Origin of the sequence: Sporichthya sp. (assembly GCF_013815995.1) — a bacterium.
GTDB lineage: Bacteria > Actinomycetota > Actinomycetes > Sporichthyales > Sporichthyaceae > Sporichthya.
In genome coordinates this window covers 1-2,730 of the sequence record NZ_JACDFE010000361.1, presented here as the reverse complement: position 1 = coordinate 2,730, position 2,730 = coordinate 1, and the positions used below count along the sequence as shown (strand labels likewise).

General features: G+C 70.8%; 4 protein-coding genes and 1 pseudogene. 4 read left to right on the top strand and 1 reads right to left on the bottom strand.

Going from position 1 to position 2,730, the window contains the following annotated elements:
* Window positions 1–368: pseudogene (locus H0X00_RS23250) on the bottom strand (hypothetical protein); the annotation flags it as partial.
* Between the two features lie 112 nt (window positions 369–480).
* Between H0X00_RS23250 and rimP the strand changes: the two are divergent.
* From rimP to H0X00_RS23230, 4 genes are all read left to right on the top strand, one after another.
* Window positions 481–1,017: a ribosome maturation factor RimP gene (gene rimP, locus H0X00_RS23245; protein ID WP_293775194.1), complete on the top strand. Its 537-nt coding sequence runs from the start codon at window positions 481–483 to the stop codon at window positions 1,015–1,017.
* Window positions 1,017–2,093 carry a transcription termination factor NusA gene (gene nusA, locus H0X00_RS23240; RefSeq protein WP_293775193.1) on the top strand — a complete coding sequence of 359 codons (1,077 nt, stop codon included), beginning with the start codon at window positions 1,017–1,019 and terminating at the stop codon, window positions 2,091–2,093. Before rimP ends, nusA begins: the two co-directional genes overlap by 1 nt.
* A gap of 43 nt (window positions 2,094–2,136) precedes the next feature.
* Window positions 2,137–2,400: a YlxR family protein gene (locus H0X00_RS23235; protein ID WP_293775191.1), complete on the top strand. Its 264-nt coding sequence runs from the start codon at window positions 2,137–2,139 to the stop codon at window positions 2,398–2,400.
* 120 nt (window positions 2,401–2,520) lie between these two features.
* A partial coding sequence (locus H0X00_RS23230) for a translation initiation factor IF-2 N-terminal domain-containing protein (RefSeq protein WP_293775189.1) occupies window positions 2,521–2,730 on the top strand: 210 nt, incomplete at its 3' end.

Genomic DNA, 2,730 nt, shown 5'->3' with positions numbered 1-2,730 from the left:
CCCTGGTTCCGGTCCGCCGCGACCGTCCGCCCGGTCGGTGAAGCGGACGCGGACGCCTCGGGGGCGGGCAGGTCGGAACGCAGTCCGGTCAGGGCGGCCAGGTGCGCGGCGTGGTCCTCGCGCAGCGGCCCCAGCCGCGCGCTCAGCTGGGGGTGCCGGGTCGTCGTGGCCTCGTAGGCGGCCAGCAGGTCCTGCTTGTCGCCGATGGCCCGGGCCAGCAGCGCCAGGTCCGGGTCCGGCTCATTGCCCTTCGCGCCCGGTGTGTCCGGCCCGTCGTCGCCCCCGGTGCAACCGGCGAGGACAGTGAGGGCGGTGACCCCGGCCAACTGCAGGACGGAGCGGCGGCTGGGCGGCGGAACGGTCGGCACCTGGCGAAGCTACCCCAACCGCCGGGGGCACTAGGGTTTGCACGCACGAGACAGGCCCCGCCGTGGCGAAACTGCCGGGCGCGCCGAAGAAAACTGAAGGTGATGGGAGGTCATGGCGATGGTCGCCGCGGACGCACTTCCCGATCGGCTGCAGCGTCTGCTCACGCCCGTCGTGACCGAGGCCGGCGCCGATCTGGAGACCGTCGAGGTCACCCCCGCCGGACGTCGCCGGGTGCTGCGGGTGGTGGTGGACCGCGACGGCGGCATCGACCTGGACGGGGTGGCCGATCTCAGCCACGTAGTCGCGGAAGCGCTGGACACCTCGGATGTGATGGGCGGTCAGCCCTACGTGCTGGAGGTCACCAGCCCAGGCACGGACCGGCCGCTGACCGAGCCCCGACACTGGCGCCGGGCCGTGGGCCGGCTGGTCAAGGTCGACCTGGCGGACGGGAGCACGCGGACCGCGCGGGTCCGGACCGCCGGGGAGGACGCCGCTGACCTCGATGGCGGCCTGGTGCGCTACTCGGAGGTACGGCGGGCCCGGATCGAAGTGGAGTTCAGCCGGGTCGACCCCGCCGAAGCTCCCACACCAGAAGAAGAGCGCGAGATCGCCGACGAAGTACAGAGTTTGCAGGGAGAGGAGGACTGATGGACATCGACATGAGCGCTCTGCGCTCGCTTGAACGCGAGAAGGAGATTTCGTTCTCCCTGCTCGTCGAGGCCATCGAGGCCGCCCTGCTGATCGCCTATCACCGCACCGAGGGCTCGCAGCCCAACGCCCGGGTCTCGCTGGACCGCCAGTCGGGCCACGTCGTGGTGCACGCCCAGGAGATGGGGCCGGAGGGCAACCTCCTCAACGAGTACGACGACACCCCGACCGGGTTCGGCCGGATCGCCGCCACCACGGCGAAGCAGGTCATCCTGCAGCGGCTGCGCGACGCGGAGGACGAGGTCACCTACGGCGAGTACCTGGGCCGGGAGGGCGACATCGTCTCCGGGGTCATCCAGCAGGGCCGGGACCCCCGGGCCGTGCTGATCGACCTGGGCAAGGTGGAGGCGATCCTGCCCCCGCAGGAGCAGGTGCCGGGGGAGAAGTACGAGCACGGCGCCCGCATCAAGTGCTACGTGGTCGGGGTCAAGAAGGGCATGCGCGGACCGTCGGTGACGCTCTCGCGCACCCACCCGAATCTGGTCCGTCGGCTGTTCGCCCTCGAGGTCCCGGAGATCGCCGACGGCACGGTCGAGATCGCCGGCATCGCCCGCGAGGCGGGCCACCGGACCAAGATCGCGGTCCGTACGACCAAGCCCGGGGTGAACGCCAAGGGCTCTTGCATCGGCCCGATGGGTGCCCGGGTACGCAACATCATGAACGAGCTGCACGGCGAGAAGATCGACATCGTCGACTGGTCCGACGACCCCGCGGAGCTCGTCGCGCACGCGCTCTCACCGGCGCGGGTGACTCGCGTGGACATCGTCGACCTGGCCGCCCGGGCGGCCCGGGTGATCGTGCCGGACTACCAACTCTCGCTGGCGATCGGCAAGGAAGGGCAGAACGCGCGGCTCGCGGCGCGGCTGACCGGCTGGCGGATCGACATCCGGCCGGACACCGAGGTCGACGCGACGCAGCGAGGAACGAGCGAGGAGCACGAGACCTCCACGCGCACCGAGGTCGGACCCGGAGAAGCCCCGGCGGCCGCGGCTGCGGCCGACTCGCCCGGTCAATAGGGATAGACTGACGGTGGTCAGCCGCACGGAACCGGGTTCCGGCATGCCCACACGCACGTGCGTGGGGTGTCGGGAGCAGGCCCCCAAGGCAGACCTGCTGCGGGTCGTGGTGGTCGAGGGCGAATGCGTCCCTGATCCTCGCGGCCGGCTGCCGGGACGTGGTGCGCATCTGCATCCGCGGACCGAGTGTCTTACCCTCGCCCTGCGCCGCCGGGCGTTCCCACGGGCCTTCCGGGTCCAGGGACCGCTCGACACCGAAGGTCTTCAGGCCTTCCTCGGTGAGCAGCTTCAGCGAGACAGCACGTGACAACGCACGGTCAGCCATGTCGGAAGCGGGTTTAGCGATGAGCGCTCGATGAGCACCCAGCGATGAGCACCACCCCTAGCTAACGGTCTGTGGCACCCCGCCCGGACCAGAAGGAGAACAGTGGCCAAGGTCCGGGTCTACGAGCTCGCCAAAGAGTTCGGCGTAGAGAGCAAGGTCGTTCTGGCCAAGCTCACGGAGATGGGCGAGTTCGTCCGCTCCGCGTCCTCCACCATCGAGGCGCCCGTCGTCCGCAAACTGAAAGACGCGTTCCCCGGGGCAGCGCCTGAGGCGAAGGCCAAGAAGGCCGCGCCGCGACCCCCGGCCCCGGCG